Raw genomic sequence first — 12,440 nt, 5'->3', positions numbered from 1 at the left:
GCGCCCCGCTCTTGCGGCTGAACGCGCTACGCGTCCCGGAGGCGCACACTGCCGGACTACAGCTGGGGGACACTGAATGGCACTGCTTACTGCCCGAACGAAGAACGACAGACCTGGCGGGCCCGGGGGACCCGATCAGACCGCGGATCTCCGGATGTCCTCCGAACCGGGGCTCCGCCGGCGCTGGCCCGCACTGGCCGCCGTCGAACTGGTGGTCCTTTTGACGGTGCTCGCCGCAGCCTTCTTTGTGACCTCCAGGCTGGACGTGTGGGGCGAGAAGGGCCTGGACTTCAGCGTCTACTGGTACGGCGGCAAGATCCTCAACGACGCCGGCGTGGCGCCGTCGGGCCTCTACCTGCCCACGGTCAATTGGGCCGGCGGCCCGGAACTGCCCTTCACTTATCCGCCGTTCGCGGCGCTGCTCTTCAGCCTGCTCGCGAAACTGCCACAGGCCACCGCGCTGCTGCTGTTCAACGCCGCCGGCGTGGCGGTGGCCGGCTGGGTGGCGGCGCTAGGCGTCCGCTACTGGAACAGCAAGCCCAGCTGGCGCAGCACCTTTTCCTCGCCGACCGTCCGGTCCGCACTCAACCGGCTCGGCGCGGTGGTGCTGTTCCTGGCCGTCCTGAGTCTGGGGCCGTGGCGCGAAACCCTGGCCTTCGGCCAGATCAACATCCTGCTGCTGGGGCTGATGACGGCGGACCTGTTGGCCCGCAGCCCGCGCTGGCGGAATGGTCTGCCCGGCAGCGGTTTCCTGGTGGGCGTTGCCGCCGGGATCAAGCTGACACCCCTGGTCTTCGGCCTGTATTTCCTGGTGCGCAAGGACTGGCGCGGACTGCTGAACATGTGCGCCGGCTTCGCCTTCACCGTGCTGCTGGGCTGGCTGCTCCGCCCGGCCGAATCCCTCAGCTTCTGGCTGGAGATCCTTCCCGACACGTCCCGGATCGGCGGCGCAGGCTACGTGGACAACCTCTCCATCAAGGGTGCGCTGCTCCACTTCGGGGTTCCGGCGAACGCAGTGAACGTGCCGTGGCTGCTCCTGAGCCTGCTCGTGGTGGGTCTGGGCGCCGCACTCATCAGGACCGCCAGCAGCCAGGGCGCCAGGGTGGTGGCCATTTCCGCCACGGCTCTCACCATGCTCCTGATCAGCCCCGTCTCGTGGTCGCACCACTGGGTCTGGATGGCCGCGGTGCTTCCGGCGTTCGCCTGGACCCTGCGCCAAACTCCCCAGCGGTACCGGCTGCAGCGCGGGGTGATGGGCGCCGTCCTGGGCGTGTCCACCATTGTGTTCCTGTTCTCGCCGAAAACCATCGGCACGGCCCTCGGCGCCGAAAACCTTGACCTCCAGACGCCGGTCCTGTGGATCATGGCATCCAGCACCGGAGTTTTCTGCGCGCTGGCCATCATGGCGTGCTGGCTCGTGGTCCTTCGGCGAGACGCCGTGGCGGAGCTGCCGGAATGAGCACCGCACTGGTGACCGGCGTCGGTCGGCTCGCCGGAATCGGCGCAGGGATTGCCCGCCAGCTGGCCGCCGACGGCTGGGACCTGGTGCTGACCTACTGGCAGGACTACGACGCCCGCATGCCCTGGGGCATCCAGCCGGACGACGTCGGCCGGCTCGCCGCCGAACTGGCGGCCATCGGCTCCAAGGTGGTAGCCCTGCCCGCCAACTTTCAGGACCCGGGCGCCGTCGACCGGCTGATGGCGGACGTGGCCGCGCAGGCAGGAACCCTGCACGGAATGGTCCTCAGTCACGCCGAATCCGTCGACTCGGGCATCCTGGACACCACCCTCGAAAGCTTCGAACGGCACTTTGCCGTGAACACCAGGGCCAGCTGGCAGCTGATTCGCGCCTTCGCGCAGCAGGCAGCGGACGACGGCGGCGCGATCGTCGCGCTGACCAGCGACCACACAGCGTTCAATCTGCCGTACGGTGCGTCTAAAGGTGCGCTGGACCGGATCGTGATCGCCTCCGCGCGTGAACTTGGGCCGCTCGGCATCAGCGCCAATGTGCTCAATCCCGGGCCCGTGGACACCGGCTGGATGGATGACCAGACCCGCGAAGCGCTGGTCCGGCACCAGCCGGGCGGCCGCCTGGGCACCCCCGCCGACGTGGCGGGAACCGCGGCTTTCCTGCTGTCCCCGGCAGGCCGCTGGGTTTCCGGTCAGCTCATTAAGGCCGACGGAGGGTTCTCGGCCTGACGCTGTCGGCCCTCCTTCGACGATGTTCCTGTAGGCGCCAAATCGAACATGGCTAGGGCACACCTTGGTCGAGGTGAGTGAGGGTCACGGACGCCGTCGGCCTCGTCAGCGGTGTGGGTGCGGGGAGCGACTACAACTGCCGAGCTAGGGAGGTGGTGGGGGCGGGTCTGCAGAACGCTCGGCACGCCATGGGATGCGCCATTCTGCAGCTTCCCAGCCATCCATGATGTAGAGCCGCTCGTGAGCAACCCGGTCGCCCCTGAACTCCATCAGACTGACGGTATACATCCATGGTGCGCCGTCGTAGCTGATCAGGTTCTCTACAACCACCAAGTTGGCACGATGAGTTATTCGTCGAGTGTGGAACTTGAGCCTCGCCGGGTACTGCCGTCGCCATTCGCGGAAGTTCTCGACGCCTTCGAACCGTTCGCCCGACAGAGGGAACTCAAGCACAGCGTCGTCGTGGTAGATCTCGTGGGAGACGTCCTCCTCCTTGCTGGAGTACTCCCAGTGACGCCGCAACGCCTGCAGGAGGTCCGCCTCATCGAGCATCGCTAACCTCCTCGGGCCGGAAACCAATGTTAACTTCGGGTTCCTTGCACTGGCAATGGGTGGCGGGTCGAACTCCATGCGACAACGCCTGTTGGTGGAGACCTCAGTCACGGCAGCCGTACACTGTCTGTGAGGGGAGGCGGTCATGGTGGGCCCACTTCTCGAGACCAAGTTCCACGTCCCTAGGCGGCGACCCGGCCTGACCACGCGTCCGAGGTTGCTCGAGGGCCTGAACCGTGGAGCCGATTCCGCGCTGACGCTCGTGTCGGCTCCGGCCGGGTTCGGTAAGACGACGCTGCTGACTGAGTGGCTGGCAACTGTTTCTGCTGATGGGCGGTCGGCGGCGTGGCTCTCGCTCGACAAGCGTGACAACGATTCCGCGCTGTTTTGGACGTACTTCGTCACGGCGCTGGAGAGGGTGACCAACGGCGCCGGTGCGGCTGCGCTCTCGCTCCTGCAGTCGGTGCAGCCTCCAATCGAAGCGCTCCTCGCCACTCTTCTCAATGACCTCCATGCTGTTTCGAACAATGTCGTCCTGGTTCTCGATGACTATCACGTCATTGACGCGCGTGACATACAGGACGGGATCGCTTTCCTGCTGGAGCATCTGCCGCCGCAGGTGCACCTGGTGATTGCCGGCCGGGCTGACCCGGTGTTGCCGCTGGCGCGGTTGCGGGCCCGGGGAGAGCTCGTCGAGATTCGTGCCGCTGATCTGCGATTCACTACGGACGAGGCGGCGGAGTATCTCAACGGCATCCTGGGTACAGCGTTGCCGGCCCGGGATGTGGCAGTGCTGGAGGGGCGCACCGAGGGGGTGGATCGCGGCGCTCCAGCTCGCTGTGCTTTCAATGCAGGGCCGGGAAGACATCGCCGCGTTCATCGCGGGCTTTGCCGGGAACGACCGATACATCGTGGACTATTTGGTCGAGGAGGTTCTGCAGCGTCAACCGGAGGATGTTCAACACTTCCTGCTCCAGACTTCCGTCCTTGACCGGCTTACCGGCCCTCTGTGCGATGCCGTTACGGGACAGGACAATGGCAAGCTCAGGCTGGCGGCGTTGGAGCGGGCGAACTTGTTTCTGGTTCCCTTGGATGACCGCCGTGAGTGGTATCGCTATCACCAGCTTTTTGCGGATGTTCTGCAGGCGCGCTTGGTGGAGGAGCGCGGCGACGAGGTCCCGGATCTGCATCGGCGGGCGAGCATTTGGTACGAACAGAACGGTGAGGCGTTCGATGCCATCCGCCATGCCTTGGCTGGGGAGGATTTCGAACGGGCGGCGGACCTTGTCGAGCTGGCGGTTCCCGACATTCGGCGGAACCGGCAGGAGGCCGTGCTGCGCGCCTGGTTGAAAGTTCTCCCCGACGATGTGGTCCGTGTGAGGCCGGTGCTCGGGGTGGGGCTGGTCGGCGCGTTGGTTGTGACTGGCGACGTGGAGGGAGTCGAGGCCCGGCTGCGGGACGTGGAACGGTGGCTGGATCCACCGACGGGTATGAGTAAGGCAATCCACGGCCGATCAACGGAAATGGTCGTAGCCGACGATGAAGAATTTCGCCGCCTTCCCGAAACGATTGAAGTCTATCGGGCCGCGCTGGCTCTTGGCCGGGGCGATGGATCCGGTACGGTGAGTCACGCCCAGCGTGCACTTGATCTTGCACCTGAGGACGACCATCTCGGCCGTGCCGCGGCGTGTGGTCTGCTGGGACTCGCCTATTGGGGGGACGGGGAGCTCGAGGCAGCCCATCGGGCCTATGCCCAATGCATGTCCGGCCTGCACCGTGCCGGGCACCTCGCGGACACCTTCGGGTGCGCGATCGCCTTGGCGGACATACGCCTTGCGCAGGGGCGTCTCAGCGATGCCATGCGCACCTACGAACAGGCCCTGGAGCGTGCTTCCGGGAAGCGCGGATCGGTTCTGCGGGGGACAGCGGACATGCATGTGGGGATGAGTGGGGTCTGCCGGGAGCGCGGCGACCTGCAGGAAGCCACCCGGCTCCTGCTGCGCAGCCAGGAGTTGGGTCCCGTTGGTGAGCTGCCTCAAAACCTGTATCGCTGGCGGGTTGCCATGGCGCGGATCCTTGAGGCAGAAGGCGATTTAGCCGGTGCACTCGACCTCCTGGCTGAGGCGGAGCGGCTCTATACGGGCGATTACTTCCCCAACATACGTCCGGTGCCGGCTTTGAAGGCCCGGATCCTGGTGGCGCAAGGGAGGTTGGGTGAAGCGCTCGGCTGGGTGCGGGAGCGAGCTCTGTCGGCTGAAGATGACCTGAGCTACTTTCGGGAGTTCGAGCACATCACTCTTGCCAGGGTGCTCCTGGCCAGGTCCGCGAACGAGCGCTCAGCCTCCTCCCTCCAGGAGGCCATCCGGCTGCTGGGTCGCCTGCTGCGAGCGGCAGAGGATGGCGGAAGAACGGGAAGCGTCATCGAGATCCTCGTGCTTCAGGCGCTCGCCGACCAGACGCGGGGTGACATCCCCGCGGCGCTTGCCTCACTGCATCGAGCAGTGGCGCTGGCGGAGCCGGAGGGCTACGTTCGCATCTTCGCTGATGAGGGCGCACCGATGGGTTCCCTGCTGAGAGCGGCTGTGAAACAACGGATGGCCCCGGGCCACCTCCGCCGGCTCGTGGCGGCCATGAACAACACCGAGGACACCGCGCCCGTCAGGCAGGGTCTGATCGCGCCCCTGAGTGAACGCGAGCTAGACGTTCTCCGGCTGCTAGTAACGGACCTCGACGGCCCAGACATCGCTCGCGTGCTCATGGTGTCCTTGAACACGGTGCGCACGCACACCAGTCACATCTACGCCAAGCTCGGCGTGAACAACCGTCGGGCAGCAGTCCGTCAGGCCCAGGAACTCGACCTGTTCTCCCGAGCCAGCGACCGCTACTAGCCCAAGCCGATGCCGCGGACGGCCGGGAAACGCCGCCAAAGGCCTGTGAATTAATCACCACGCTAATCACCACATGTGATGAGGCGCGGTCATTAGGTCTCCTTCTACTGTTCGATCAGGACAACGAACAGACGCAGCGCCAGCCGAGGTCCATCCGGCCGGATAAAGCAACAGGAGGGCACGTGAGCGACGTACCGGTCGGCCATCACCACGACTCCGGATGGTACGAGATCCGCCTCGAAGGCCACCTGGATTCCCGGTGGGCTGCCTGGTTCGATGCGCCGAGCCTGACGAACGCGAGCGACGGCACCACAGTCATCCAGAGTCAGGTGGCAGACCAGGCCGCGCTGCATGGTCTGCTCCAGAAAGTCCGCGACATCGGCCTGCCCCTGCTATCTGTAACTCAGGTTGAACCGACAAGCCCCACTCCACCACAGAACCCCAAACCTCATACTCCACCGGCGTCCACGAAGGAGAACCACGCCATGACCAGCATCCGACCAGAAGCAGCAACGAAACGAGTCCCGATGGACTCTCCAAGGAAGACCGCGCTGGCCGCGGGCGTGCTCTACCTGATCACCTTTAGCTCAATCCCGACACTCGCCCTCTATGGTCCGGTGCGAACGGACCCAAACTACATCACCGGCCCCGGCCCGGACACCGCCACGCTCTGGGGCGGAGCCCTGGAAATGGTCGTAGCCCTTGCCTGCATCGGAACCGCGGTCGCACTGTACCCGGTCGTTAAGAGGCAAAACGAAGCGGTCGCGCTCGGCTTCGTCGGCGCACGTGTCCTAGAAGCCGCCGCCATTGTCACCGGCGTCGTTTGCCTTCTATCGGTCGTGACCCTGCGGCAGGCCGGAGCCGGAGCAGACGCTTTGCCCACGGGCCAGGCGCTAGCTGCCATGTATGGCTGGACGTTCCTCCTCGGACAAACCCTCATGCCGGCCGTGAACGCCCTGCTTCTGGGTTCCCTTTTGTACAGGTCCCGTCTGGTGCCCCGGGTTTTTCCGCTGCTGGGACTCATCGGCGCCCCGTTGCTCCTCGCTTCCACCACGGCAACCTATTTCGGCATCAACGACACGCTCTCCGTATGGTCGGTGCTCGCAACTGCCCCGATCGCGCTTTGGGAGTTTTCGCTGGGCGTTTGGCTGGTCACCAAAGGCTTCAGCCCCAGTCCCATCACGAAAGGAATGACGGCTGCCGTCTCAGCACCCACCCCTAGAGACATCCGCGCCTAAATCACCGCACACCGGCATCCTGAAATTCCAAACACACCCACTGCACCCTCGCGAAAGATGAACGCCATGCTCACGCTCGCCAGCCCATCCCTGGACAACCAATCCCCTACCTTGTTTCCGGCCCGCCTCGCAGCAGTTACGGGCCTGGCCGCAGCCGCCGTCTTGTTCGTCAATGCGGCCAAGCGTGCCGAACTGATTCCGGTCAGCTCAGCGACGCAGCTAGCTGCGCCCCTGGCACAGGCACTCGCGATCATCCTGGTCGTCGGCCTCGCCCGGGTTGCCCTGCGCCGATCATCAAAGTTTTCCTCGGTCGCCCTCGCGCTGAATGTCATTGGGCTCAGCGCCGCGACCGGCGCGGAATGGGTGATCAACCTGGTGTTTGTCCGACTCGATCCCTCCCAGATCGCTGCGTTGCGGGGTGGTCCGCTCGGAACAGCCTTTGTGGCAGCCTCCATGATCTTCCTGCTCGGATCAATCCTGTACTGTTTGGCGCTGCTGCGGGACGGCAACGCACCCCGGATCCCAACAATCGCCTACGCCATCGCTGCCGTTCCAATCGCGCTGCGCAACCTCGTCCCGGAGCTCGCACTCGATACAGCCCTCGCGCTATTGGGCGCCTCAGTCATCTGGCTCGCCCTCTGGATGCTCAGGAGCCGCCCAGCAGAGGCAGCTTCCCGGACGATCGGGCGCCCACATGAGGGACCAGCTCGCGACCCCGGAAACCGCGATGACTTAAAGGAAGAACCACGGTGGTGAGTTCGGAAGCATGCGCGCCTTCGCCGGTGCGTTTGTTCACGTAGGCCTTGGTCCGCCGGCACGCCCGGCACGTAGTCAGTGGTCCGGCCGCCACGGCGTCAGCCGAGGCAGCCAGCGCGGAACGTTCTTTCGGTACTCCTCATACTCAGCCCCGAACTTGCGCGCGAGCGCGGGCTCCTCGTAGAACCTGACGAAGGCCGCGACCGGCACCGCCGCCAGCGCGGCGTAGCCGAACAGTTTCGGCTGGCCCAGCAGCAGGCCCTGGCCAACCACGGCAGCGGCAATGGACACGTACATGGGATTCCGGACATGGCGGTACAGCCCGCTGACCACCAGATGCTTCGGCGGCGCGAACGGGGCCGGCGTTCCGACGCCCTCGGTGGCGAACCGCACGAACGAGTTTGCAATCACAGACGCGCCCGCGCCCACTAGGAGGGTGCCGGCCACCTGGGCCACGGCACCGCCGGGTACCGGATGCTGCACCTCCCAACGGGTCAGCAGCCACGGGACCAGGCCGGCGACCGCCCCCGGAGCCAAAGCGAACACCGCTGTGCCAACGGCCGCCCGTTTCCTCTCACGGCTCGTGTCTGGCGGGTGCGTCATGTTCCCTACTCTGGACCGCGATTTGGGCGACGGCAAGGGGCGGCCGCCGCTGGTTGAGCTTGGGCACTCCCGCTGGTTGAGCTTGGGCACTCCCGCTGGTTGAGCTTGTCGAAACCGGGTTTCGGCGCTCGACTAGCCGGGTTTCGACAAGCTCAACCAGCGGTCACAACAGTCTCAGCCAGTCTCTCAGCGGAACGCCGGGAGCCCCGTGATGTGCTGGCCCAGAATGAGTGTGTGCACCTCGTCCGTTCCTTCGTAAGTGCGCACCGATTCGAGGTTGGCGGCGTGCCGCAGAGGCGAATAGTCGAGCGTGATGCCGTTGCCGCCCAGGATGGTCCGGGCTTCCCGCGCCACCTTGATGGCCTCGCGGACGTTGTTCAGCTTGGCCAGCGAGATCTGTTCGGGCCGGAGCCGCCCGGAATCCTTGAGCCGGCCCAGGTGCAGGGCTAGCATGGTGCCCTTCTGGATCTCGAGGAGCATGTTCACGAGCTTCTCCTGCGTCAGCTGGTAGCCGGCCAGCGGCTTGCCGAACTGCAGGCGCTCCATCGAATACCGCAGCGCCGCCTCATAGGAGTCCCTGGCTGCGCCCATGGCACCCCAGGCGATGCCGTATCGGGCCTCGTTGAGGCAGCTGAACGGGCCACTCAGTCCCAGGGCGCCCGGCAACTGCGCCTCCGGACCCAGCCGGACGCCGTCGAACGCCACATCGCACTGGATCGAGGCGCGCATGGACAGTTTCCGCCCGATTGGCGTGGCCGTGACGCCGGCCGTGCCGGCGGGCACGAGGAAGCCGCGGACGCCGTCGTCGGTTTTCGCCCAGACCACCAGTATGTCGGCCACGGAGGCAAGCCCGATCCACCGCTTGGCGCCGTCCAGGACCCAGCCGGCGTCCTCGCCGGACCCGTCCCGCCGCGCAGTAGTGGTCATCGACGACGGGTCCGAGCCCGCCGTCGGCTCGGTCAGTGCGAAACAGCCGATCACCTCGCCGGCGGCCATCCGGGGGAGCCACTCCTGTTTCTGGTCCTCCGAGCCCCATTTGTGGATGGCGCTCATCGCCAGCGACCCCTGGACCGAGACGAACGTCCGGATTCCGGAATCGCCGGCCTCCAGCTCCATGGCGGCCAGGCCGTACTCGACGGCGGACCGGCCGGGGCAGCCGTAGCCCTCCAGATGCATGCCCAGGAGGCCCAGCTCGCCCAGTTGAGCGGGCAGGTGCAGGGGGAAGACACCCTGCTCGTACCAGTCCGCGATGTCGGGCCGGATCTGCTGGTCGGTGAAGTCCCTGATCCGCTGCCGGAGGGCCAGTTCATCGGAGGACAGCAGGGAGTCCAGCGCCAGCACATCCGAAGGGTCCGGGAGCCCGTACTCGGCCGGGGCTTCCACAGGATCAAGGGCGTCATTGCTCATTGCAGCATCCTACGTGTCGCAGGATCCCGTGCCGCGGTCTACCGGTCCGCAGGAACCCGCGTCCCGCCCATGAAGTATCCGCGGGTTGACGGCAGGAACCGGCAGACCGCGGCCAGCACCAAGCCCAAGGCCAGCAGCACCACGCCGCTGACAAAGGCCCCGCCCACGCCGAATATCTGCGTGTTCCCGTAGGCCGGATCCCACATCTGCGCCGCAGAGATAAAGAACGCCGCGGTCAGCAGCAGGGCCCCGAGCAGCGGAAGGATGCCGCGGAACCACAGGTTGCGGCCCGATGCCCGGAGAGTGTCCCGGAAGTACCAGGCGCAGGCAAAGCCGGTGAGGGCGTAGTAGAAAGCGATGAACAAGCTGATGGAGCTGATGGAATCGGACAGCAGGTTCTCGCTGAGGAAACTCATGGCCACGTAATACACGACCGCGGCCGCGCCCATCACCTGAGTGGAGAAGCCGGGGGTTTGGTTCCGCTCGTGGACCTCCCCGAACTTCGGCGGCAGGGCCCGGTGTACACCCATGGACAGGGTGCCGCGGGCGGTGGGCAGAATGGTTGTCTGGGTGGAGGACAGCACGGACGCGAGCACTGCCACCACAATCAGCCAGCCCCAAGGACCCAGCACCACGTCCTTCATCGCAAGGAACACGTCGTCCTGGTTTTCAGCGTTGGCAAGCCCGATTCCCTCTGTTCCCACGGACGCGTACATCATTACCAGCAACGCCACCGAGACGTAGATGGCCACCAGCACGAAAGCCGAGATCACCGCCCCGCGGCCCGGTGTGGTGGCAGGGTTTTCGGTTTCCTCGTTCACCGCCAGGCAGGTGTCCCAGCCCCAGTAGATGAAGAGGGCCAGCAGGATGCCGTGGACCACTGCGCCGGGATCGGCGAACGCCCCGGCCGGGTTAAACCATTCGATGTCGAACGGCTGGCCCGCCGGCGCCCCGCCGGTCAGGCCGGCGATGCGAAGGATTATGGCCACGGCAAAGATGCCCAGCGCAATGTACTGCACGTACGTCAGGGTGCGCTGGACGTGCTCACCCAGCCGGATCCCGCGGTAGTTGACCATGGACATGAAAGCGATGAAAACGACGCCGGTGGCCGTCACCACCGCCTTGTTTCCCGCCAGCGACCCGTCGCCGATGAGGAGCCAAAGGTACTGGCCCGCCACCTGGGCCAGGTTGGCCAGGACCACGACGCCGGCCAGGGCCACGCCCCAGCCGCCCAGCCACCCGGCCCAGGGGCCGAAAGCGCGGCGGGCCCAGATGAAGGTGGTGCCGCAGTCCGGCATGGCACTGTTGAGCTCGCGGAAGGCGTAGGCGATGAACAGCACGGGAATGAATCCCAGGACCAGGATCAGTGGCGTGTAATTACCGTTGACGGCCACGATCAGCCCCAGCGTCGCGGCCAGCGAGTACACCGGGGCGGTGGAGGCGAGGCCCAGCATCACGGAGTCACCGAGGTCCAGGATCCCGGCGCGGAGCCCCTTGCCGGGGACGGCACCGCCAGGCTGGCCCCCGGCGCCGCCGGCCGTCGTTGTCGTTCGGGTTCTCATTTGGCACCTGTTTTCATAGCGCAATACCTGCCTTGTTCGCGTTGGCCTGTGCCGCCTGGGCGCTCAGCGGCGCCGGCGCGTCAATGGTGTTCGGGACGAAGCGGCAGAAATAATCGGTGACCGGCCCGTCGGACTCGCGGATGCCGCAACCCACCGATTCACCGTCCACCACCCACAGGCCCAGGACCGGGTGGTTGCCGTCGAAGTCGGGGAGGGAGTGGTACTGCTGGTAGCACCAGCCTTCGCGGCCGTATCCGCCCGGCTTCTCCAGGCTGATGCCCTCCGCATGGATCCGGATGTTGTCGCCTTCGCGGCCGTGCAGCGGCTTGGCCACCCATTCCCGCAGCGGGCCCGGATCATTGAGGTACGCGGGCAGCAGATTCGGGTGGTCCGGGTAGAGGTGCCAGAGGGCGGCCAGGAGGGCTTTGTTGGACAGCAGCATTTTCCAGGCCGGTTCCACCCAGCGGGGATTGTGCGAGCGCTGCAGCAGGCGGTGGCCGAAGGGCTCCTTCATCATCAGCTCCCAGGGGTAGAGCTTAAAGATCGTGCTGATCATGAAGTTGTCCATGTCCACGAAGCGCTTGAGGTTCGGGTCCCAGCCGATGTCCGACATGTTGATGCCGATGGTGGTCCACCCGGCCTGGCCGGCGACGTCCCGCATGTAGGCGGCCGTCATCCAGTCCTCGCCAGATTCTTCGGCCTCGGAGTGGGCCACGTGCAGCGTGCTCATCCCCGTGCGGTACTGCAGCTTCTTCCACTGCCGGATCAGTGCCTCGTGGATCCCGTTCCACTGGTCCTTCTCCGGGAAGACGTCCTGCAGCCAGAACCACTGTGCCACGGCCGCCTCGATGAGGCCGGTGGGAGTGTCCGCGTTGTACTCGAGCATCTTGGCGGCGCCGCCCTGGCCGTCATAGATGAAATCGAAGCGGCCGTAGATGTCCACGTCCCCGGCCTGCAGCGACTCGGCGGCCAGTTCCAGCGCCTGCGGACCGATGCCGATCGGGCCCATGGCGCCCGTGGCCAGGAACTTTGCGGCTTCCAGGCACATCCTGTGCATGTCCTCGGCTGTGACCTCGAGCGCCTCCACCTCGTCCATGGTGAATTCGTAGTAGGCGGCCTCATTCCAGTACTCGATCTTCTTGCCGCCGGGCAGGGTGGTGGTGGAAAACACCAGGCCCTGCTCTTCAATCTTCTGCTTCCAGTCCGGCCGGGGCTCCGAAAGTAACCGCTTCACT

11 protein-coding genes are annotated in these 12,440 nt (G+C 65.8%); 6 read left to right on the top strand and 5 right to left on the bottom strand.

The window, feature by feature from the left end:
* The first annotated feature begins 154 nt into the window (after positions 1 to 154).
* Complete coding sequence (locus QFZ33_RS19490; RefSeq protein WP_307030125.1) at positions 155 to 1,459, top strand: glycosyltransferase 87 family protein; 1,305 nt, start codon at positions 155 to 157, stop codon at positions 1,457 to 1,459.
* Positions 1,456 to 2,199 (top strand): SDR family oxidoreductase, encoded by a 744-nt coding sequence (locus QFZ33_RS19485; protein ID WP_307030123.1) that lies wholly within the window; start codon positions 1,456 to 1,458, stop codon positions 2,197 to 2,199. The genes QFZ33_RS19490 and QFZ33_RS19485 overlap by 4 nt, the downstream gene beginning before the upstream one ends.
* 144 nt (positions 2,200 to 2,343) lie before the next feature.
* On the opposite strand, the gene QFZ33_RS19480 is transcribed toward QFZ33_RS19485, so the two are convergent.
* Complete coding sequence (locus QFZ33_RS19480) at positions 2,344 to 2,829, bottom strand: nuclear transport factor 2 family protein (RefSeq protein WP_307030121.1); 486 nt, start codon at positions 2,827 to 2,829, stop codon at positions 2,344 to 2,346.
* Positions 2,830 to 2,968: 139 nt separating this feature from the next.
* On the opposite strand from QFZ33_RS19480, the gene QFZ33_RS19475 reads away from it, so the two are divergent.
* The 4 genes from QFZ33_RS19475 (at position 2,969) to QFZ33_RS19460 (ending at position 7,633) form a co-directional block, all read left to right on the top strand.
* Complete coding sequence (locus QFZ33_RS19475; protein ID WP_307030119.1) at positions 2,969 to 3,742, top strand: AAA family ATPase; 774 nt, start codon at positions 2,969 to 2,971, stop codon at positions 3,740 to 3,742.
* A complete protein-coding gene (locus tag QFZ33_RS19470; RefSeq protein WP_307030117.1) occupies positions 3,663 to 5,639 on the top strand; it encodes a LuxR C-terminal-related transcriptional regulator in 1,977 nt (658 codons plus the stop codon). The genes QFZ33_RS19475 and QFZ33_RS19470 overlap by 80 nt, the downstream gene beginning before the upstream one ends.
* Positions 5,640 to 5,821: 182 nt before the next feature.
* Complete coding sequence (locus tag QFZ33_RS19465) at positions 5,822 to 6,877, top strand: DUF4386 domain-containing protein (protein WP_307030115.1); 1,056 nt, start codon at positions 5,822 to 5,824, stop codon at positions 6,875 to 6,877.
* Between the two features lie 57 nt (positions 6,878 to 6,934).
* Positions 6,935 to 7,633, top strand: a complete 699-nt coding sequence (locus QFZ33_RS19460) for a hypothetical protein (protein ID WP_307030114.1) — start codon at positions 6,935 to 6,937, stop codon at positions 7,631 to 7,633.
* Between the two features lie 75 nt (positions 7,634 to 7,708).
* On the opposite strand, the gene QFZ33_RS19455 is transcribed toward QFZ33_RS19460, so the two are convergent.
* From QFZ33_RS19455 to QFZ33_RS19440, 4 genes are all read right to left on the bottom strand, one after another.
* Complete coding sequence (locus QFZ33_RS19455; protein ID WP_307030112.1) at positions 7,709 to 8,236, bottom strand: methyltransferase family protein; 528 nt, start codon at positions 8,234 to 8,236, stop codon at positions 7,709 to 7,711.
* Positions 8,237 to 8,422: 186 nt separating this feature from the next.
* On the bottom strand, positions 8,423 to 9,643 hold the full coding sequence (locus tag QFZ33_RS19450; protein ID WP_307030110.1) for an acyl-CoA dehydrogenase family protein: 1,221 nt from the start codon (positions 9,641 to 9,643) through the stop codon (positions 8,423 to 8,425).
* Between the two features lie 38 nt (positions 9,644 to 9,681).
* Complete coding sequence (locus QFZ33_RS19445; RefSeq protein WP_307030108.1) at positions 9,682 to 11,205, bottom strand: APC family permease; 1,524 nt, start codon at positions 11,203 to 11,205, stop codon at positions 9,682 to 9,684.
* 13 nt (positions 11,206 to 11,218) lie between these two features.
* Entirely contained in the window at positions 11,219 to 12,439 is a 1,221-nt protein-coding gene (locus QFZ33_RS19440) for a glutathionylspermidine synthase family protein (RefSeq protein WP_307030106.1), read from the bottom strand.
* Position 12,440 lies beyond the last annotated feature (1 nt).

Origin of the sequence: Arthrobacter globiformis (genome assembly GCF_030815865.1) — a bacterium.
In the GTDB taxonomy this organism is placed as follows: Bacteria; Actinomycetota; Actinomycetes; order Actinomycetales; family Micrococcaceae; genus Arthrobacter; species Arthrobacter globiformis_B.
This window is presented reverse-complemented; position numbering and strand designations above follow the sequence as displayed.